General features: G+C 75.0%; 19 protein-coding genes and 1 riboswitch. Of the genes, 3 read left to right on the top strand and 16 right to left on the bottom strand.

All coding sequences use genetic code 11. From position 1 onward, the window contains the following. Positions 1-187: 187 nt before the first annotated feature. The 11 genes from tyrS to argC form a co-directional block, all read right to left on the bottom strand. Positions 188-1,465 (bottom strand): tyrosine--tRNA ligase, encoded by a 1,278-nt coding sequence (gene tyrS / locus KG103_RS08300; RefSeq protein WP_207341291.1) that lies wholly within the window; start codon positions 1,463-1,465, stop codon positions 188-190. 124 nt (positions 1,466-1,589) lie between these two features. Next, positions 1,590-2,318, bottom strand: coding sequence for a DNA-3-methyladenine glycosylase (locus KG103_RS08295; protein WP_207341292.1), 729 nt, complete (start codon positions 2,316-2,318; stop codon positions 1,590-1,592). Positions 2,319-2,325: 7 nt separating this feature from the next. Continuing rightward, positions 2,326-2,958 (bottom strand): uridine kinase family protein, encoded by a 633-nt coding sequence (locus tag KG103_RS08290; protein ID WP_249670857.1) that lies wholly within the window; start codon positions 2,956-2,958, stop codon positions 2,326-2,328. A 26-nt stretch (positions 2,959-2,984) separates the two neighbouring features. Continuing rightward, positions 2,985-4,400 carry an argininosuccinate lyase gene (gene argH / locus KG103_RS08285; protein WP_207341293.1) on the bottom strand — a complete coding sequence of 472 codons (1,416 nt, stop codon included), beginning with the start codon at positions 4,398-4,400 and terminating at the stop codon, positions 2,985-2,987. After that, the gene (locus KG103_RS08280) at positions 4,397-5,635 is read right to left on the bottom strand and encodes an argininosuccinate synthase (protein ID WP_207341294.1); all 1,239 of its coding nucleotides are present in this window, start codon (positions 5,633-5,635) and stop codon (positions 4,397-4,399) included. Before KG103_RS08280 ends, argH begins: the two co-directional genes overlap by 4 nt. Positions 5,636-5,707: 72 nt before the next feature. After that, positions 5,708-6,214 (bottom strand): arginine repressor, encoded by a 507-nt coding sequence (locus KG103_RS08275; RefSeq protein ID WP_207341295.1) that lies wholly within the window; start codon positions 6,212-6,214, stop codon positions 5,708-5,710. Further along, complete coding sequence (gene argF, locus KG103_RS08270; RefSeq protein ID WP_207341296.1) at positions 6,211-7,143, bottom strand: ornithine carbamoyltransferase; 933 nt, start codon at positions 7,141-7,143, stop codon at positions 6,211-6,213. Before argF ends, KG103_RS08275 begins: the two co-directional genes overlap by 4 nt. Beyond that, complete coding sequence (locus KG103_RS08265; protein WP_372434910.1) at positions 7,140-8,462, bottom strand: acetylornithine transaminase; 1,323 nt, start codon at positions 8,460-8,462, stop codon at positions 7,140-7,142. The genes argF and KG103_RS08265 overlap by 4 nt, the downstream gene beginning before the upstream one ends. After that, positions 8,459-9,475, bottom strand: a complete 1,017-nt coding sequence (argB, locus tag KG103_RS08260; RefSeq protein WP_207341297.1) for an acetylglutamate kinase — start codon at positions 9,473-9,475, stop codon at positions 8,459-8,461. The genes KG103_RS08265 and argB overlap by 4 nt, the downstream gene beginning before the upstream one ends. Then, positions 9,472-10,695: a bifunctional glutamate N-acetyltransferase/amino-acid acetyltransferase ArgJ gene (argJ, locus tag KG103_RS08255; protein WP_207341298.1), complete on the bottom strand. Its 1,224-nt coding sequence runs from the start codon at positions 10,693-10,695 to the stop codon at positions 9,472-9,474. The genes argB and argJ overlap by 4 nt, the downstream gene beginning before the upstream one ends. Further along, on the bottom strand, positions 10,692-11,762 hold the full coding sequence (gene argC / locus KG103_RS08250; RefSeq protein WP_243656479.1) for an N-acetyl-gamma-glutamyl-phosphate reductase: 1,071 nt from the start codon (positions 11,760-11,762) through the stop codon (positions 10,692-10,694). The genes argJ and argC overlap by 4 nt, the downstream gene beginning before the upstream one ends. A 76-nt stretch (positions 11,763-11,838) precedes the next feature. Between argC and KG103_RS08245 the strand changes: the two genes are divergently transcribed. Together KG103_RS08245 and KG103_RS08240 are read left to right on the top strand one after the other, a co-directional pair. After that, positions 11,839-12,822, top strand: a complete 984-nt coding sequence (locus KG103_RS08245; protein WP_207341299.1) for a quinone oxidoreductase family protein — start codon at positions 11,839-11,841, stop codon at positions 12,820-12,822. After that, entirely contained in the window at positions 12,819-13,571 is a 753-nt protein-coding gene (locus KG103_RS08240) for a DsbA family oxidoreductase (RefSeq protein ID WP_207341300.1), read from the top strand. The genes KG103_RS08245 and KG103_RS08240 overlap by 4 nt, the downstream gene beginning before the upstream one ends. Positions 13,572-13,608: 37 nt before the next feature. Here the strand turns inward: KG103_RS08240 and KG103_RS08235 are convergent, their stop codons facing one another. From KG103_RS08235 to thiM, 4 genes are all read right to left on the bottom strand, one after another. Further along, complete coding sequence (locus KG103_RS08235; protein WP_249670856.1) at positions 13,609-14,253, bottom strand: HAD family hydrolase; 645 nt, start codon at positions 14,251-14,253, stop codon at positions 13,609-13,611. A 62-nt stretch (positions 14,254-14,315) separates the two neighbouring features. Beyond that, complete coding sequence (gene thiD / locus KG103_RS08230) at positions 14,316-15,821, bottom strand: bifunctional hydroxymethylpyrimidine kinase/phosphomethylpyrimidine kinase (protein ID WP_372434911.1); 1,506 nt, start codon at positions 15,819-15,821, stop codon at positions 14,316-14,318. After that, complete coding sequence (locus KG103_RS08225; protein ID WP_207341302.1) at positions 15,818-16,489, bottom strand: thiamine phosphate synthase; 672 nt, start codon at positions 16,487-16,489, stop codon at positions 15,818-15,820. Before KG103_RS08225 ends, thiD begins: the two co-directional genes overlap by 4 nt. Next, on the bottom strand, positions 16,486-17,316 hold the full coding sequence (gene thiM / locus KG103_RS08220) for a hydroxyethylthiazole kinase (RefSeq protein WP_207341303.1): 831 nt from the start codon (positions 17,314-17,316) through the stop codon (positions 16,486-16,488). Before thiM ends, KG103_RS08225 begins: the two co-directional genes overlap by 4 nt. Continuing rightward, positions 17,308-17,406: riboswitch (TPP riboswitch) on the bottom strand. It overlaps the preceding gene by 9 nt. A gap of 196 nt (positions 17,407-17,602) precedes the next feature. On the opposite strand from thiM, the gene KG103_RS08215 reads away from it, so the two are divergent. Continuing rightward, positions 17,603-18,907: a TrpB-like pyridoxal phosphate-dependent enzyme gene (locus KG103_RS08215; RefSeq protein WP_207341304.1), complete on the top strand. Its 1,305-nt coding sequence runs from the start codon at positions 17,603-17,605 to the stop codon at positions 18,905-18,907. A gap of 68 nt (positions 18,908-18,975) precedes the next feature. On the opposite strand, the gene KG103_RS08210 is transcribed toward KG103_RS08215, so the two are convergent. Continuing rightward, entirely contained in the window at positions 18,976-19,488 is a 513-nt protein-coding gene (locus KG103_RS08210) for a hypothetical protein (protein ID WP_207341305.1), read from the bottom strand. Positions 19,489-19,586 lie beyond the last annotated feature (98 nt).

Here is a 19,586-nt window from a genome sequence, read left to right as displayed (position 1 = left end):
CGTTCCTCCCTGCTGGGCGGGCTCGGAGAACATTACGCGGGTCCCGCGCGGGCGGTCAAATCCGCGAGAGTGTGACGCCGACCACCGCGTGCTCGCCGGCCCCCCGGTCGTCATCTCCGCAGGTCAGCGAGCCGGGAGCCGCTGGTGGGCGGCGCCGTGCACGTGCACGGCGCCGCCCACCCAGGGCTCAGGCCGCGGGGTCGGGTGCCTGCACGTCGACCACGGCCAGGGTCCGCTTGCCCCGTCGCAGCACGGCCCACCGGCCGTGCAGCAGCTGGTCGGCGGTGAGCGTGGCGTCCTCCGACGCGACGCGCACGTTGTTGACCGACGCGCCGCCCTCGGCGACCGCCCGGCGCGCGGCCGCCTTGCTCGCCACCACCCCGGAGGCCGCCAGGAGGTCGACGATCGGGTCACCGACCGCGCCGCGTGCCGTCGGCAGCTCGGCGACGGCCGCCCCGAGCGTGCCGGCGTCGAGCGCCCCCAGCTCCCCCCGGCCGAACAGCGCCTGGCTCGCGGCGATCACGGCCTCCGCCGCCTGCTCCCCGTGCACCAGCGCCGTCACGTCGTGGGCGAGCGCGCGCTGCGCCTCACGCGCCGCCGGGCGCTCGGCGACCGCCTGCTCGAGCTCGGCGATCTGCTCCCGCGTGCGGAACGTGAACACCTTGAGGTACCCCACGACGTCGGTGTCGTCCACGTTGAGCCAGAACTGGTAGAAGGCGTACGGCGTGGTCATGGCCGGGTCCAGCCACACCGTGCCCGACTCCGTCTTGCCGAACTTCGTGCCGTCCGCCTTGGTGATCAACGGCGTCGTCAGGGCGTGCACCCCCGTGGCCTCCACCTTGCGCACCAGCTCGACGCCGGACAGCAGGTTCCCCCACTGGTCGTTGCCCCCGGTCTGCAGCCGCACACCGTGCCGGCGGAAGAGCTCGAGGTAGTCCATCCCCTGCAGGATCTGGTAGCTGAACTCGGTGAAGCTGATCCCCTGGTCGCTGTGCAGCCGGCGGGCCACCGTGTCCTTGGCGAGCATCGTGCCCAGCCGGTAGTGCTTGCCGACGTCCCGCAGGAAGTCGATGGCCGACAGGCCCGACGTCCAGTCGAGGTTGTTGACCATCGTGGCGGCGTTGGCGCCCTCGAACCGCAGCAGGGGTGCGATCTGGGCGCGGATCCGCTCGACCCAGCCGGCGACCACGTCAGGAGAGTTGAGCGTGCGCTCCCCCGTCATCTTGGGGTCCCCGATGAGACCGGTGGCGCCGCCGACGAGGGCGAAGGGGCGGTGGCCCGCGTCCTGCAGGCGCCGCACCGTGAGGATCTGGACGAGGTTGCCGATGTGCAGCGACGGGGCCGTGGGGTCGAACCCGCAGTAGAGCGAGACGGGCCCGGCGGCCAGCTCGGCCCGGAGCGCGTCGAGGTCGGTGTGCTGCGCGAGGAGCCCGCGCCAGGCGAGCTCGTCGAGGATGTCGGTCACAGGGGTCTCCGTCGATCGGGGGCCGGCGCACCCGCGGGACGGGCGGCACGGCGGTACGGGGTCGGACGCCGCACGGCGGCGCGGGACGAGGGGGTGGGGCACGACGAGGGGGTGTGCACCCGGGTCAGGCCGACGTCGTCGCCCCGGGAGGGGCGTCTGCCGACGCCGGCGACCGATACGCGGGGCGGTAGGCCGAGACGGTCGGCTCGCCCGTCAGCCACAGACGCCACGGGTGCACCGCGGCGTCGCCACCGACGCCCGACACCCCGACGCGTGGCCCGGCCGCGACCGGGGACTGCGTCACCGCGACGTCGCGCTTGCGCACGAGCACCGGGCCGCCGGGCTCCGTGAGGTCGGCCCCGTTGGCCGCGAGATCCAGGCCCAGGCACACCGCCAGGCGTGCCGGGCCGCGGGCGAGCTGGCGCTCGTTGTCGACGACGCCGGCGCTCGCGCGTCGCGCCCAGGCGAGCTCGACGCCCTCCACGACCTCGCCGGCGCGCAGCAGCACGGCCGACGCCCGGCCCGCCTGCTCGGTCACCACGTTGACGCAGTGGTGCAGCCCCATGTGCCGGTACACGTACAGACGCCCGGGCTCGGCGAACATGGCCGCGTTGCGGGCCGTCCGCCCGCGGAAGGCGTGCGAGCCCGGGTCGTCCTCGCCGCCGTACGCCTCGACCTCGGTCAGGCGCACGGTGACCGGGCCCTCGGGGCTGCGCGCCGTCACGAAGGCTCCGAGCAGGTCGCGTGCGACAGCGAGGGGATCGCGCGCGTACCAGCTGCGCGCGGGCACCACGCCGGTGCCGGGGACGATGCCGTCGTCCGGCCGACCCGTCGCGGGCGTCTCGAGGTGCACGCGGCCATCATGCCAAACCGGTCGGTCCCGGCGCGGGGACGTCCGGCGCGGGGACGTCCGGCGCCGGACCGACGGCACGCCCGTCGCCGTCGAGCCGGACGTCGGCGCGCTCCCGCGTGCGCTCCCGCTCGAAGTGCGCGCGCTCGTCGGCCATCCACGCCGTCCAGTGCGCCCGTGCCGCCTCGCCGTCGCGGGCCAGGCCGCGCGCCAGCCGCACGTCGTCGGGTGCGCACACCCAGACGCGCACCGACACGAGCCCGTCGACCGCGCGACGCGCCGACCCGCACCCCTCGACGACCAGCACGTCGGGGACCGGGACGTCGACCCAGTCGGTGAACGCGCCCGCGGACCAGTCGTAGCGCTGGAAGCGTCCGGGCAGACCACGCCGCAGCGGTTCGAGCACCTGCGCCGACAGCCGCGGCCAGAGCGTGCCCTCGAGCCCGCCCCACCCGTCGTACAGGTCGTCGAGGTGCACGACCGCGACCCGTGCGCCCGTCTCCCCGACGAGCGCGGCGACGCGGGCGGCCGTCGTCGTCTTGCCCGACCCGGCGGGTCCGTCGACGCACACCAGCCGCACGCGGCCGAGCCGCGGCGGGGCGGCGAGCGCCCGGGCCACGACGACATCGGCACCCGGCGTCACGTCGTCCCGCCCGCGTGCCGGTGCGCTCAGGCCCGCTGTGCGCGCAGGGCGGCGCTGCGCTCGCGCGCGGCGGCGAGCTGCTCGGCCACGCGCACCGGTGCCGTACCACCGACGGCGTCACGGGACGCCAGCGAGCCCTCGACCGAGAGCACCGCACGCACATCGGGCGTCAGGTGCTCGCTGATGCCCGCGAGGTCCGTGTCCGACAGGTCCCACAGCTCGATGCCGCGCTCCTCGCACGTGCGGACGCACGCGCCGGCGACCTCGTGAGCGACGCGGAACGGGACGCCCTGACGCACCAGCCACTCGGCGATGTCGGTGGCCAGGGAGAAGCCCTGCGGCGCCAGCGCGGCCATGCGGTCGGTGTCGAACGTCAGTGTGGCGACCATGCCCGCGAACGCCGGCAGCAGGACGGTGAGCTGGTCGACCTGGTCGAAGACCGGCTCCTTGTCCTCCTGCAGGTCGCGGTTGTACGCGAGCGGCAGGCCCTTCAACGTGGTCAGCAGGCCCGTGAGGTCGCCGACGAGGCGCCCGGCCTTGCCGCGCGCGAGCTCGGCGACGTCCGGGTTCTTCTTCTGCGGCATGATGCTCGACCCCGTGGAGTACGCGTCGTGCAGGCGCACGAACCCGAACTCCTTGGTCGCCCACAGCACCACGTCCTCCGCGAGGCGGGACAGGTCGACACCCGTCATCGCGGCGACGAACGCGAACTCCGCGACGACGTCGCGCGAGGCGGTGCCGTCGATCGAGTTCTCGACGGGCCCGGCGAAGCCGAGCTCGGCCGCGACCGCCGCCGGGTCCAGGCCCAGCGACGAGCCGGCCAGGGCACCGGAGCCGTACGGCGAGCGTGCGGCGCGTGCGTCCCAGTCGGCCCAGCGCTCGACGTCGCGCAGCAGCGGCCACGCGTGCGCGAGCAGGTGGTGCGCGAGCAGCACCGGCTGGGCGTGCTGCAGGTGGGTGCGACCCGGCATCGGGGCGTCCCCGACGGCCTGAGCCTGCGCGACGAGCGCGTCGACGACGTCGAGCACCAGCCCTGACAGCACGCGCGACTGACGACGCAGGTACATGCGGACCAGCGTCGCGATCTGGTCGTTGCGCGAGCGCCCGGCCCGCAGCTTGCCACCGAGGTCGACCCCGGCCCGCTCGATGAGCCCCCGCTCGAGCGCGGTGTGCACGTCCTCGTCGTCGGGCAGGGGCCCGAACGCCCCCGACGCGACGTCGGCACGCAGCCGCTCGAGGGCGTCGACCATGCCGGCGACCTCGTCGTCCGACAGCAGCCCGGCCGCGTGCAGCACGTGGGCGTGCGCCACCGAGCCGGTGATGTCGTCGTCGGCGAGGCGCCAGTCGAACTGCGTCGAGCGCGAGAGGTCGGCGAGGGCCGCCGCGGGGCCGGACGCGAAGCGTCCGCCCCACAGCGCGAGCGGGCCGGGCTGGTCGCTCACGCGTCGATGCCTCCCTGCGTCCCCAGGTCGGGGGCGTTGCCGAACCGGACGTCGCGGGCCGCGGCGAGCTTGGAGCTCAGCCCGTAGATCTCGATGAAGCCACGTGCGGCGGACTGGTCGAACGTGTCGCCCGAGTCGTACGTCGCGAGGTTGAAGTCGTACAGGCTGGAGTCCGAGCGCCGGCCGGTGACCGTCGCGCGGCCGCCGTGCAGGACGATCCGGACGTCGCCGGAGACGTACCGCTGCGTGTCGTCGATGAAGACGTCCAGCGAGCGCTTGAGCGGCGAGAACCACTGGCCGTCGTAGACCAGCTCGGTCCAGCGCTGCTCGACGCCGCGCTTGAAGCGGGCCTGCTCGCGCTCGACGGTGACGTTCTCGAGCTCCTGGTGCGCCGCGATGAGCGCGATCGCGCCGGGGGCCTCGTAGACCTCGCGCGACTTGATGCCGACCAGGCGGTCCTCGACGATGTCGATGCGGCCGACCCCCTGCGCGCCGGCGCGGCGGTTCATCTCCTGGATCGCCTGCAGCGGGGTGACGGGCACCTCGTCGAGCGCGACGGGCACGCCCTGCTCGAACCGCACGACGACCTCGTCGGCGACCGGCGGGAACGTCGGGTCGTCCGTGTAGGTGTAGACGTCCTTGGTCGGCGCGTTCCAGATGTCCTCGAGGAACCCGGTCTCGACCGCGCGGCCCCACACGTTCTGGTCGATCGAGAACGGGTTGTGCTTGGTGGTCGCGATCGGGAGGCTGTGCTTCTCGGCGTACTCGATCGCCTTGTCCCGCGTCAGCGCCAGGTCCCGGACCGGGGCGAGGCACTTGAGGTCGGGCGCGAGAGAGGTGATGCCGACCTCGAAGCGGACCTGGTCGTTGCCCTTGCCCGTGCAGCCGTGGGCGACCGTCGTGGCGCCGAACTGCCGCGCCGCCCGCACGAGGTGCTTGACGATGACCGGGCGCGACAGCGCCGAGACCAGCGGGTACCGGTCGAGGTACAGGCCGTTGGCCTTGAGCGCCGGCATGCAGTACTCGGTGGCGAACTCGTCGCGCGCGTCGGCGACGTACGCCTCGACGGCGCCGCAGTCCAGCGCACGGCGCCGGATGACCTCGAGGTCCTCACCGCCCTGGCCGACGTCGACGGCCACGGCGATCACCTCGGCACCGGTGGCCTCCGCGACCCAGCCGATGCCCACCGAGGTGTCCAGGCCACCGGAGTACGCGAGGACGACGCGTTCGGTCATGTCAGGTTCTCTCCTTCTCGAGGTTCGCGTGCATGAACATACATGCAACTGCGGACCTATGCATAACTCGTCTCAGCCCTCGCCCGCGAGCGCGAGGAAGCGGGCGGCCACGGCGTCCCCGCCCTGCGGGTCGCGGGAGATCACCAGCACCGTGTCGTCCCCCGCGATGGTGCCCAGCACCGTGGGCAGCACCGAGTGGTCGATGGCCGACGCGAGGAACTGGGCCGCGCCGGGCGGCGTGCGGAGCACGACGAGGTTGCCCGACGCCTCCGCCGCGACGAGGAGCTCGGCGCACAGGCGCGCCAGGCGCGCCGCGAGCTGCTCGGTGTCCGTGGTGGTGGGGGTCCGGTCCCCGCCCTCCCCCGGTACCGCGTAGACCAGGGAGCCCGACGCGGTGCGGATCCGCACGGCGCGGAGCTCGACCAGGTCGCGGCTCAGCGTCGCCTGCGTGACCGTGACGCCCTCGTCGGCCAGCAGCGCGGCCAGCTCGCCCTGCGAGTGCACCGTGCCGTGCTGCAGCAGCGTCCGGATCAGCGCGTGCCGGGCCGCCTTGGTGGCCGCCACGGTGGGCGTGCTCACGACCGCTCCAGCAGGAAGGCCAGCAGCGCCTTCTGCGCGTGCAACCGGTTCTCGGCCTCGTCCCAGACCACCGACTGCGGCCCGTCGAGCACCTCGGAGGTGATCTCCTTGCCGCGGTACGCCGGCAGGCAGTGCAGGACGAGCGCACCGGGAGCCGCGAGCGCCAGCGCGGCCGCGTCGAGCCGGAAGGCGTCGAACCGGTGCTCCCGGTCGTCGGCCTCGTCCTCCTGGCCCATCGACGTCCACGTGTCCGTGGCGACCACGTCGGCACCCGCCACGGCCGCCGCCAGGTCGTGCACGACGGCGACCGAGCCACCGGTGCCCGCCGCCACCTGCGCCGCGCGCTCGAGGACCTCGGGGTCCGGCAGCGTGCCGGTGGGCGTGCCGATGCGCACGTGCATGCCCGCGGTCGCGCCGCCCAGCAGGTAGGAGTGCGCCATGTTGTTCGCCCCGTCGCCGACGTACGCCAGCGTCGTGCCGGGCAACGACGCCACGCCGCCTCGGTGCTGCGCGAGCGTCGTGAGGTCGGCCAGCACCTGGCAGGGGTGGAACTCGTCCGTGAGCGCGTTGACGACCGGCACGCCGGCGACGTCCGCCATCTCCTCCAGGCGCGTCTGCGCGTGCGTGCGCCAGACGATCGCCGCCACCTGGCGCCCGAGCACCCGGGCGGTGTCAGCGATCGACTCGCGCACGCCGATGCGTGCCAGGTTGCCGTCCACCGGCAGCGGGTAGCCGCCGAGCTCGGCGATGCCGGTCAGGAAGCTCACCTGCGTGCGCAGGGTCGGCTTGTCGAAGATGACGGCGATCGCGCGGGGGCCCGCCAGCGGTGTGCGGATGAACCGGTCGTCGCGGAACGCGAGCGCGAGCTCGAGGACCTCGGCCTGCTCCCGGGGGGTCAGGTCGTCGTCGCGCAGGAAGTGCCGGGTCACGCGGTCTCCTCGGGGGCGAGGTCGGCCGGCAGCGCGGCGACCAGGTCGACGAACGGCTGCACCTGGTCGTCCGTCAGGACGAACGGGGGTGCGAGGCGCAGCGTGGTGGGCGTGCACGGGTTGACGATGAACCCGGCCGCGAGCGCGTCGGCCGCGACCCGTGCCGCGACGGGCCGGTCGAGCTCGACGGCGACGAGCAGCCCCTCGCCCCGGACCTCACGCACCAGCGGGTTGCCGGTCGAGCGCAGGCGCTCGCGCAGCCGCTCCCCCAGCCCGGTCACGTGGTCGAGCAGGCCGTCGCGCTCGATGACGCCGATGGTCGCGAGCGCGGCCGCCGCGGCGACCGGGTTGCCGCCGAAGGTCGTGCCGTGCTGGCCGCGACCCAGCAGCTCCGCCGCCTGCGGCCCGTACGCGATCGCGGCGCCCACCGGGAACCCGGCGCCGAGCCCCTTGGCCACCGTGACCACGTCGGGGCGGACGCCGCCGCCGATGTGCGGGTGCTGGTGGGCGAACCAGCGTCCCGTGCGTCCCATGCCGGTCTGCACCTCGTCGAGGACCAGCAGCGCGCCGTGCGCGGTGGTCAGCTCGCGCGCCAGCGCCAGGTACCCCGGCGGCAGCGGCCGCACGCCCGCCTCACCCTGGATGGGCTCGACGACCAGCGCCGCGACCTCGTCACCGCCGTGCGCGAACGCGGCACGCAGCGCGTCCGCGTCACCGAAGGGCAGGAACTCCACACCCGGCGGCAGCGGCTCGAACGGCTCGCGGTACGCCTGCTTGTGCGTCAGCGACAGGGCACCCATCGAGCGGCCGTGGAACGCGCCCTCCAGCGCGAGGACGCGTGGGCGGGCGCCGGCCGAGTGGCGACGCGTGAGCTTCAGCGCGGCCTCCGTCGCCTCGGTGCCGGAGCTGGTGAGGAAGACGCGGGAGCCCTCGGGTGCGTCCGCGATCGCGAGCAGCCGCTCGGCCAGCGCGATCTGCGTCGGGCTGGCGAAGAAGTTGGAGATGTGGCCCAGGGTGCCCAGCTGGGCGCTGATCGCGGCGGTGAGCGTCGGGTGCGCGTGACCCAGCGAGTTGACCGCGATGCCGCCGAGCAGGTCGAGGTACCGCACGCCGTCCGCGTCCCACACGTACGGTCCCTCCCCGCGGACCAGCACGCGCTGCGGCGGGCCGAACGTGTCCATCACCGCGTGCGTGTAGCGCGCGGTCCACTGCGCCACCGAGCCGTCGGCGGCGGGCAGCGGCAGCGCGTCGTCCGTCCCGGGTGCGCGGTGCCGGGGGGTGCCCGGGCTGGTCACGGTCACGTCCTGGGTCGCGCTCACGGCGTCGCCTCCTGGTCGTCGCCGGCCAGCCGGACCGCCCGCACGGGCACGGTCGACGGGTGGCCGTCGGGGTCGGTGTCGGGCAGCACCATGGTGCCGACGCCCTCGGACGTGAAGACCTCGACGAGGATCGAGTGGGTCGCTCGGCCGTCGATGACGTGCGCGCGCGGCACACCGCCCTCGACCGCTCGCCAGCAGGCCTCCATCTTCGGACGCATGCCGGAGTCGAGGCGCGGCAGGAGCTCGGCCAGGGCGGACGCGCGGATGCGCCGCACGAGCGTCGAGCGGTCCGGCCAGTCGGTGTACAGGCCCTCGACGTCCGTGAGGATGATGAGCTTGCGCGCCCCGAGCGCGACGGCCAGCGCCGCCGCCGCGGTGTCCGCGTTGACGTTGAGCACCTGGGTGGGGTCGTCGATGTCCGGCGCGACGGTCGAGACCACGGGGATCCGCCCCGCGTCGAGCAGGTCGAGGACGGCCCCGGGGTTGACGTGCACGACGTCACCGACGAGGCCGACGTCGACCTCGTGCCCGTCGACCACGGCGGTGCGGCGGCGCGCCTGGAAGAGCCCGGCGTCCTCGCCCGACAGGCCGACGGCGTGGGGCGCGTGGGCGTTGAGCAGGCCGACGAGCTCGCGCGAGACCTGGCCGGTGAGCACCATCCGCACCACGTCCATGGCCTCGGGCGTCGTCACGCGCAGCCCGCCGCGGAACTCGCTGGCGATGTCGAGGCGGTCGAGCATCGCGTTGATCTGGGGACCGCCACCGTGCACGACGACGGGCCGCAGGCCGACCTGCCGCAGGAAGACCATGTCCTCCGCGAACGCCCGCTTGAGCGTGTCGTCGATCATGGCGTTGCCGCCGTACTTGACCACGACGAGCGCGCCGGCGAACTGCTGGAGCCAGGGCAGCGCCTCGACGAGGACCTCGGCCTTCTGGTCGGCGCGCAGGTCGGTGCGCGTGTCGAAGACGAAGTCGTCGGGCACGGAGGGAAGGTTCACGTCGGGACCGCTCATGTGGAGTAGGCGCTGTTCTCGTGGACGTACTCGTGCGTGAGGTCGTTGGACCACACGGTCGCGGCGGCGTCGCCGGCGTGCAGGTCGACCACGACGTGCACCTCGCGGTCCGCAGCGAGGTCGACCTCCGTGCGGTCGGCGTGCGGGCGGCCGGCCCGGCAGACCATGACACCGTTCATCGACACGTCGACGGCCTCGGGGTCGAACGGCGCGACCGCCTCGGGCACCGTGCCGGCCTGCGCGAGCACGCGGCCCCAGTTGGGGTCGTTGCCGAAGATCGCGGCCTTGAAGAGGTTGGACCGCGTGACGGCCCGGGCGACCGCGAGCGCGGCCGACTCGTCGGTGGCGTGCACCACGTGGACGGCGACGTCGTGCGACGCCCCCTCGGCATCGGCCACGAGCTGGCGCGCGAGCGAGGCGCACACCCGCAGCACGGCGTCCGCGAGCACGTCCCGCGACGGTGTGACGCCCGACGCACCCGAGGCGAGCAGCGTGACCGTGTCCGACGTCGACATGCAGCCGTCGGAGTCCACGCGGTCGAACGTCCGCGCCGTCGCCGAGCGCAGCACCGAGTCGAGCACCGGGGCCTCGACGTCGGCGTCGGTGGTGAGGACGCACAGCATGGTCGCGAGCGCCGGGGCGAGCATGCCCGCGCCCTTGGCCATGCCTCCGACCGTGAACGATCCGTCCGGCGTCTGCACCGTGACGTGCGCGGTCTTGGCCACCGAGTCGGTCGTCATGATCGCCGTCGCGGCGGCGAGCCCGTCGTCCCCCAGGGCGGCGGCGGCGAGGTCGACGCCGGTCAGCAGGACCTCGCGCGGCAGCCGCTCGCCGATGAGCCCGGTGGAGCACACCACGACGTCACCCGCGGAGACGCCGAGCGCCGACGCGACGCGCTCGGCCGTCATGTGGGAGTCGAGGAAGCCCTCGGGCCCCGTGCTGACGTTGGCGCCGCCGGAGTTGAGGACGACGGCGGAGACGACGCCGTCGGTGACGACCTGCCGGGACCACACCACGGGCGCACCGACCACGCGGTTGGTGGTGAACACCGCCGCGCCGGCCTGCCGCGGGCCGTCGTTGACGACCAGCGCCATGTCCGGCGTCCCGGACGCCTTGAGCCCGGCCGTCACGCCCGAGGCACGGAACCCGGCCGCCGCGGTCACCCCGGGCGACGTGCCGGGCGACGTGCCGGCAAGGGCGGCACCGAGGTGGTCGGTCACGGGGCGACTCCGTTCCGCGGCAGGCCGAGGGTCTCCGGCAGGCCGAGCGCGAGGTTGAGGGACTGGACGGCACCGCCGGCGGTGCCCTTGACGAGGTTGTCGATGGCGGTGACCGTCACGACGCGGCCCGCACGGGCGTCGTACGCGACCTGCACCAGCGCGGTGTTTGCCCCGGTGGTCGACGCGGTGGTCGGCCACTGGCCGGCGGGCAGCACCCGCACGAACGGCTCGTCCGCGTACGCGGCGCGCCACGCCGCGCGCAGCTGCTCGTCGTCGACCGTCACGCCCGGCGCGAGCCGTGCGGTGGCCGTCGCGAGGATGCCGCGGGACATCGGCACCAGCACGGGCGTGAAGGAGGTGCGCACGTCCGAGGCGCCGGCGCTGCGCAGGTTCTGCGCGAGCTCGGGGATGTGCCGGTGGCTGCCGCCCACCGCGTACGGCACCGCGGCGCCGAGCGCCTCGGAGGCCAGCAGGTGCGGCTTCAGCGACTTGCCGGCACCGGAGTAGCCGACGGCCAGGACGGCGACGAGGTCGGTGGTGTCGAGCAGACCGGCCGCGACGCCGGGCTGCAGGCCGAGGGTGACGGCAGTGACGTTGCACCCCGGCACGGCGATGCGGCGCGCCCCGGCGAGGAGCTCGCGCTGGCGGGTCATCGACTGCGCGACCACGAGCTCGGGCAACCCGTACGTCCAGGTGCCCGCGTGGGGGCTGCCGTAGTACGCCTCCCAGTCGGCGGCCTCGACCAGGCGGTGGTCCGCCCCGAGGTCGAGGACCACCGGGTCCTCACCGAGCGCCTCGAGCTCGGCCGCGACCTGCCCGCTGGCACCGTGCGGCAGCGCGAGCACGACGACGTCGTGGCCGGCGAGCGCCTGCGCGGTCGTGGGCTCCAGGACGCGGTCGGCGAGCTCCACGAGGTGCGGGTGGTGCGCCCCGAGCGGCGTCCCCGCGTTGGAGTGCGCCGTGAGCGTGCCGATGCGTGCCTGCGGGTGGTCGAGCAGCAGCCGCAGGATCTCCCCGCCGGCGTATCCGCTGGCCCCGGCCACCGCCACCGTGAACGTCATGTGCATGAACATACAGTCGAGTGCAGACAAATACCAAGGAGAAACGGGAACAGTCGACTCACCTCGCACGGTTGCGGCTGGCATGCGCGCCGTCATCGCCACCCACGCCGGTGGCCCCGAGGTCCTGCAGGTCAGAGACGTCCCGGACCCTGAGCCGCGACCCGACGAGGTGCTCGTGCGCGTCGCGGCGGCCGGCGTCAACTTCATCGACACCTACCGTCGCGGCGGGATCTACCGTATGCCGTTTCCTCATGTCGTGGGGTCCGAGGGCGCCGGTGAGGTCGTCGCGGTCGGCTCGGACGTCACCACGCTCGCGCCCGGGGACCGCGTCGCGTGGGCGTCCGCCGAGGGCTCCTACGCGGAGCTGGTCGCCGTCCGCGAGGCCGACGCGCTGCCCGTCCCGCCGGGCGTGGACGACGCCACCGCGGCCGCGCTGCCGATGCAGGGCATCACCGCGCACTACCTCGTCTCCTCGACCTTCCCCGTCGAGGAGGGTCACGACGTGCTGCTGCACGCGGGTGCCGGGGGCGTCGGGCTGCTGCTGACCCAGCTGGCCGCGGCGCGTGGCGCCCGCGTCGTCTCGACCGTCGGGTCCGTCGAGAAGGAGCACCTGGCGCGTGCCGCCGGTGCGTCCGACGTCATCCGCTACCGCGAGCTGTCGGACCTGACCACCGAGCTCCCGGCCCTCGTGCGGGACCTGACCGGCGGTCGCGGCGTGCACGTCGCCTACGACGGGGTCGGCAAGGACACGTTCGACGCGTCCCTCGCGTCGCTGGCCCGCCGGGGCACGCTCGTGCTGTTCGGTGGCTCCTCGGGCCAGGTGCCCCCGGTCGACCTCCAGCGCCTCAACGCCGCCGGGTCGGTCTTCGTCACGCGCCCGACGATCGCCCACTACACCGCCACGCGCGAGGAGCTGCTCTGGCGGGCGGGCGAGCTCTTCGAGGCCGTCACCGCTGGCGCCCTCGACGTCCACGTCGGAGCCACCTACCCCCTGGCGGACGCCGCCGACGCCCACCGCACCCTCGAGGGGCGTGCCACCACCGGAAAGGTCCTGCTGCTCCCGTGACGCTCGACGCCCCCACGTTCGCCTCCCCTCCCCGCACCGTAACCGTCGAGGTCTGGTCCGACGTCGCCTGCCCCTGGTGCTGGATCGGCAAGCGCCGGTTCGCCACCGCGCTGCGCGCGTTCCCGCACCGCGACCACGTCGAGGTCGTGTGGCGCTCGTACCAGCTGTCCCCCGAGACACCGACGGGGCCCGGCCGCCCCGAGATCGACGCGCTCGTGGCCGCCAAGGGCCTGCCGCGGGACCGGGTCGAGGAGATGTTCGCGCGCGTCGCCGCGGTCGGTGCCGCGGACGGGCTGCACTACGACTTCGACGCGACGCTCGCCTTCAACACGTTCGACGCCCACCGGCTGCTGCACCTCGCCCGTGAGGCGGGCGGCGCCCCGCTGGTCGACGCGACCATGGAGACGCTGTTCTCGGCGCACTTCGAGGAGGGCGCCGACCTCGGCGCGCCCGGCGCGCTCGGCGCGATCGCCCGGCAGGCCGGGTTCGCCGTGCACGGGTGGGACGACGCCCGTGTCGCGGCTGCGCTGCAGGGCGACGCCGCGGCGGACGACGTCCGGGACGACCTGGCGACGGCGCGCACGCTCGGGGTCACCGGCGTGCCGTTCTTCGTGGTCGACCGCCGGTACGCGGTGTCCGGTGCGCAGCCCGCCGAGGTGTTCTCCCAGCTGCTCGACGCGGGCTGGCGCGAGGCCAACCCGCTGGTCGTCGCACCTGCGGGCGAGGTGTGCACCGACGGCTCCTGCTGACGGCGTCCCACCCGTCGGCGCGGTCCACCCTGCGGGCTCACCGGACGCCGAGCATGAGGGAGACGAGCTCGCGCAACGAGTCCACGCGCACGTCCGCGAGCGCGGCGTCGGGGCGCCGGGCGTGGACATGACCCCACGGGCCGCGCCGCACGAGCGCCGTGCGCATGCCTGCGGCACGCGCCGGCAGGACGTCGTTGTCGAGCCGGTCGCCCACGTAGAGCACGTCGGGTGCGGGCACACCGAGGTCCGTCACGACGCGGGCGAAGAACTGCGGAGAGGGCTTGGCCACTCCCCAGCGAGCCGAGGTCGCCAGCAGGTCCACCTCGACACCGGCGGCCCGCAGCTGGTGCTCGGCGCGCGCCGGCTGGTTGCCAGCGACCGCGACGAGGTATCCCGCGGCCCGCAGCGCCCGCAAGGTCGGCAGCGCGTCGGGGTAGAGGTCGTCCGGCCGGATCTCCGGGGCGGTCGACGGCGGATCGACACCGACGTGCCGCCACACGTGGCTGTGCGGCTCGTCGCGCTCGGCCAGCGCCCCGAGCACCGCCATGAGGGCAAGGGGCGGCACACCCACCTCCCCGGCGACCTGCACCCACGCGCGCGTCTCGTCCACGAGCGTCTCGCCGACGTCGAACACGACGGCGCGCACGTCGGCCCACCGCGGACGCGGAGTCAGGTCATCCACGGCGGACACCCTGCCAGGCCCGTGGCACCCCCGTCACCCGTCCGGCGCCGCCTCGTCCCGCGTCACCCGACGGGCGCGAGCGGGCGCGCACGCACCTGGTCGAAGAAGGCGACCTCGTGCGCGCACGACGCCGCGTACGCGGCGAGCATGCGTGCGCGGGTCACCGCACCCACCTCACGCGCGGCGGCGTCGGCGAGGTCGGAGGCACGGTCGGCCGCCGCCGCGAAGGCGGGGTCCCCGTAGGTGGCGACCCAGTCGCCGTACGGGTGCGCACCCAGGTGGCCCGCGCGCGCCAGGATGCGCGCGCCCAGGTCCGCGTACAGGACGTAGCACGGCAGCACCGCGGCGACGACCTCGGCGTACGACCCCGTCGCGGCGACCGCCAGCAGGTGGTCGACATAGGCGGTGGTCGCAGGGCTCGCCGGACCGGACCTGCCGCTGCCGGTGAGCCGCTCCTCGTGCAGCCGGGCCTCGACGTCGAGGCACCGCGCCGCGCCCTGCGCGAAGAACACCTGGGCCGCGGGGCCGGGCGCGAGCTGGCTCGCCCGGGCGAGCACCCGGGAGTACTGCGCGAGGTACAGCGCGTCCTGGTGCAGGTAGGCCTCGAAGTCGTCCACGGGCAGCGTCCCGTCGGCCAGCCCGCGCACGAACGGCAGGTCGTCGCACGCGCCGCGCAGTCCGGCCGCCCGCTCCCACGCGTCGACGCTGAACGGGCGCGCACCCAGTGTCGGCGCGTGGTGCAGGTGGTCGACAGGCCCCCGCCCCGACCCGACCGCGAGGGCCTCGCCGGCGGCGATGGCGCCGGTGAGCCACTCCTTCGCCTCCCGGGCCGCCGCCACCCAGTCGGGCCGTCGTGGGCGCAGCGCCGCGACGGCGGCCGACAGCGAGCAGCCCGTGCCGTGCGTGCTGGTCGTGCGCACGCGCGCCCCGCCGAGCTCGGTCACCGTCGTCGGACCGACGACCGCGTCCGGGCTCGCGTCCCCGGCGAGGTGGCCGCCCTTGAGCAGCACCGTCACGCCCGACCGGTGCGCGAGCCGCCGGGCCTGGTCGACCGCGCCCGGCCACGTCGTCGCGGCGGGCTCACCGAGCAGCACGCCGAGCTCAGGCAGGTTCGGCGTCACCAGGTCCGCGAGCGCGACCAGCCGCCGCACGGCGTCCTCGGCGTCCGCGTCGAGCAACCGGTCCCCGCTGCTCGCGACCATGACGGGGTCGAGAACAACGACCGGGGGCCGGGTGCGGGCCAGCCAGGCGGCGACCTCGTCGGCCACGGCGCGCGTGCCGAGCATGCCGATCTTCACCGCGTCCACCACGACGTCGTCGCTCACGGCGTCGAGCTGGGCGCGCAGGAAGTCGACGCCGGGGACGTGCACCTCCCGCACCCCGTGCGTGTTCTGCGCGACGAGCGCGGTCACCACGGCCATGCCGTACGCGCCGTGCGCGGCGAACGACTTCAGGTCGGCGTGGACACCGGCACCGCCCGTCGGGTCGGTGCCCGCGACCGACAGCACGCGCACGCGGCTGCCCGTGAGGCGCGCGCCGGTCGCGGGCGCGGCCGGTGCGGCGCTCACCGGGCCACCGCCGGCGCCGCGGCGCGGTCCCATGCCTCGACCAGCCGCGCGGCGGCCCCACCGGGGTCCGTGGCACCGCACACGGCGCCGACGACGGCCATGGCGTGCACCCCGGCAGCGCGCAGCGCCGGTGCGTCCGCCGCGCCGAGGCCGCCGATGGCCACGACGGGACGACCGCCGGACGCGACGACCGCCGCTCGCGCCCCGGCGACCCCGATCGCCGGCCCCGCCTCGGGCTTGGTGGGCGTGAGCCGCAGGGGACCCGACCCCAGGTAGTCGGCGCCCGCGACCGCCCGGACGTGCTCGGGCAGTGCCGCCGAGGCGCCCACCAGGGCGTCCGGACCGAGCAGCGCGCGCGCGTCGTCGACCTCGAGGTCACGCCTCCCCACGTGCACACCGTCGACGTGGGCGCCGCGCGCCCGCGCCGCGAGCGCGACGTCGACGCGGTCGTCCACGACGAGCACCGCGGGACCCGCGAGGCGCAGCGCGTCGGCCACCGAGACGGTCAGCGCGACGAGCTCACGGGCGGTCGCCCGCTTGGCGCGCACCTGGACGGTGCCGACACCGGCACGGACCGCAGCGCCCGCGACGTCCGCGGGACGGTGTCCGGCACGTCCGCACACGTCGGCGTCCAGGACGAGGTAGATGCCCGCGGGCAGCGCGCTCATGCCGGCACGCCGATCCGCTGCGCGGCCGCGACGCGGCACGCGAGGTCGTCCGGGGTCAGCAGGTACAGCTCGTCGAGGAGCCCGACCTGGAACGACGCGGGGCCGCGCGCGTCGATCACCGCGCGCTCGGCGGCGAGCCCCAGGGCCGCCGACGCCGCGACGGCCGCGGTCAGCGGCGGCGCGACCGACGTGAAGGCCGCGACGAGACCGCCCAGCGCGCACCCGGACCCGGTGATCGTCGTCAGGAGCCGGTCACCGACCGCGAGCCGCACGTGCGTGATGCCGTCGGTGACGAGGTCGACCGGCCCGGACACCGCGACGACCCCGCCGGTGCGCCGCGCGAGGGCGTCGGCGGCGTCGGCGCTGGTGTCGACGTCGTCGCGCGCGTCGACACCGCGACCGGCGGAGACGAAGCCCGCGAGCGCGCGGACCTCGCTGGCGTTGCCGCGCACCACGGCCGGACGCTCGCCGAGCAGGTGGCCGGCCAGCCGCGTCCGGACCGACAGGACACCGACCGCGACCGGGTCGAGCACCCACGGCACACCAGCCCCCGCGGCAGCCGCGACCGTCGGGGCGAGGCACGCACGCTGGTCCGGCCCCGGCGTCCCGAGGTTGACCAGGACGGCGCCCGCGGCGCCCGCGAGCTCCTCGGCCTCCCCCGGCACGCTCGCCATCGCGGGGGACGCGCCGATCGCGAGCAGCGCGTTGGCGACGAGGTTCGTCGTGACCTCGTTCGTCAGGCACTGCACGAGCGGGGTACGCCGTCGCAGCTCGTCGAGGGCCGCGCCACATGCGGCGGCGAGGTCGGTGGGCAGGGCAGACGTCATGGCGGACATCCCTTCGCTCGTACGAACGAGATCAGGTTCGACGGGTGTGATCTCAGCCCTGCTCGGTACAGGGCACCCCGTGTCTCGCCGCCGACCCTAGCCCGCCGGCGGTGACGCTGCCGAGAGCAGGTCTCGCCCTGCGGACGCCTCGATGCCTCACCCGCCCGGGGGCCCCGGGCAGGTGAGGCCGCCGCTACGCTCACGGGTGCGGGTCGCCGGCGCCCCCGGGTGCCGTGCGCGGTCCGCGCCGACCAGCGCGCGTGCGCGCCAGAACCTGCGAGGCGACATGACCCCCGACACCACCCGACCCGCGCCGCTGACCGACCCGGTCGGCACCGTGGTGCCGTCCGCCGTGCCGACGCACTGGTACAACCTGGCAGCGGACCTGCCCGAGCCGTGCCCGCCGGCGCTGCATCCCGGCACGCGCGAGCCGCTCACCCCGGACGACCTGGCGCCGCTGTTCCCGATGGCGCTCATCGCGCAGGAGGTCTCGACCGAGCGCTGGGTGGAGGTCCCGCAGACGGTCCGCGAGATCTACGCACTGTGGCGGCCGTCCCCGCTGGTGCGCGCCCTGCGGCTCGAGCGGGCGCTGGGCACGCCGGCGAAGATCTACTACAAGTACGAGGGCGGCTCCCCCGCCGGCTCGCACAAGCCCAACACGGCGGTCGCGCAGGCGTACTACAACGCGGTCGAGGGCATCACCCGGCTGACGACGGAGACGGGCGCCGGGCAGTGGGGCGCGTCGCTGTCGATGGCGTGCGCGCTGCTGGGCCTCGACCTCGAGGTGTGGCAGGTACGGGCGTCCTACGACGCCAAGCCGTACCGCCGCATGCAGATGGAGACGTACGGCGCGACGTGCCACCCGTCGCCGTCGGACCTCACCGAGGCGGGGCGGGCGATGCTCGCGGCCGACCCGACGACGACCGGGTCGCTCGGCATGGCGATCAGCGAGGCGGTCGAGGTCGCGGCGCAGGACCCGAACGCGCACTACGCACTGGGCTCGGTGCTCAACCACGTGCTGCTGCACCAGAGCGTCATCGGGCAGGAGGCCCTCGCGCAGCTCGACGAGATCGGCGAGCGTGCGGACGTCGTGTTCGGGTGCGCGGGCGGCGGGTCCAACCTGGGCGGGCTGAGCTTCCCGTTCCTGGGGCGCAACCTGCGCGACGGGACGACGACCCGGGTCGTCGCGTGCGAGCCGGCCGCGTGCCCGTCGATGACGCAGGGCGAGTACCGCTACGACTTCGGTGACGTCGCGGGCCTGACCCCGCTGCTGAAGATGCACACGCTCGGCAAGGACTTCGTGCCGCCGCCGATCCACGCGGGCGGGCTGCGCTACCACGGCATGGCACCGATGGTGTCGCACGCCTACGCGCTGGGTCTCATGGAGGCAATCGCGGTGGAGCAGGACGACGCGTTCGCGGCGGGCATCGAGTTCGCGCGCGCCGAGGGCATCATCCCCGCGCCGGAGTCGACGCACGCCGTGGCCGGGGCCATCGCGCACGCCCGGGCGGCGACGACCGACGAGACGATCGTCATCGGCCTGTCCGGCAACGGCGTGCTGGACCTGCCCGCGTACCACGACTACGTCTGACCGGACGCGGTGCGCGGGCCGGCGACGACCCGGCCCGCGCAGCACCCGTCCGCGTCGGGCGCCCGACGTCAGGCCGGAGGGCTCGCGGCGCGGGCGCGGGCGATGTGCCCGCGCACCGCGTCCAGGTCCGCGTCCGTGAAGAGCGCGCGCGGCAGGACGAGCCACCCGTGCGGCGGGTGGGTCCACAGCGCCACTGCCGCACCGCGCACACGGACACCGCCGAAGGCGCTCCAGCGGGTCTGCGCCGCACCACGCGGGGAGGTCGTGCACAGGGCGGTCTCCCCCACCTCGACGGTGAAGGGCCCCGGGGGCGTCAACCCGACCACGCGACGCATGGCATGACGTGTGACCACGATCAGGACCACCGGCATGAGCGACACCACGACCAGCAACGTGATCCAGTCGGCGGGCCCGAGCCGGAACTCGTGGGCACCGAGCTGCAGCGCCGTGACCCCGAGCACGAGCACCCCGCCCCGGATGCGCGTCTCGCGTGACCGCAGCACGACGGCCGCGGCGTCGTGCGCCATGTCACGTCGCAGCTCCTCGGTCACGGTGAGCGTCCGTACGCCGGCATCCTGCATGGCGCACATCGTGGCAGCGCGCCCGGCCCGACGGAGCGGTATCGCCGCGGTTCACCCGACCGCCGGACCCAGCACCCGGCGAGCCCGGGAAGACCACG

The organism is Cellulomonas wangleii, assembly GCF_018388445.1.
Taxonomy (GTDB): Bacteria; Actinomycetota; Actinomycetes; order Actinomycetales; family Cellulomonadaceae; genus Cellulomonas; species Cellulomonas wangleii.
Note: the sequence above shows the minus strand (reverse complement) of the source record. Positions and strands in the feature narration are given on the sequence as shown.